Genomic DNA, 509 nt, shown 5'->3' on the forward strand with positions numbered 1-509 from the left:
AGCGTTCATGAGTGCTTGGTAATCAGCCAGAATCATTTGTTCATTTGCTTCTGAGAGGGCGTATTCTGATGTCAGATTCCCATCAACTTCACTTATTTTCTCGACTGCATTTTTGCGTTTTTTCTCTGCAGAGGATAACTCATTTTTAAAATCTTCTGTTGAAAAAACATCTAAAGGAAGGACATCATGTATTTCATTTAAGATGTCTTTGATGGCCTTTTTCTGTTCTGACATGATGGCTTTGGATTTAGAATTAGCATTGGCCAACTCATGCTCTAGGAAAGATTCTTCTATGTAGGCATCTGATAAGCTAGCGTCTTCCAAAATACCAGGAATACTCGTTAAAAAAGAAATTTTCATCTCAATTAGATCAATCCATTGGTCGGCAATGCCGGCTTGATCTTCATAAAATGATTTGATATTATTTGCACCTTTACCTGAAAACTCACTATCATCTAAATCAGCGACAGCTTTGAATGCTTTTTTTAATTTGATCATTTTACTTTTTA

The 509-nt window shown here is 35.2% G+C and carries 1 protein-coding gene; it reads right to left on the reverse strand.

From position 1 onward, the window contains the following. Positions 1 to 509, reverse strand: a 509-nt coding sequence (locus tag ACWHAR_RS32355; RefSeq protein WP_452089088.1) for a T7SS effector LXG polymorphic toxin, incomplete at both ends; no start/stop codon positions are given.

The sequence above is a fragment of the Bacillus sp. LR--39 genome, assembly GCF_053613335.1.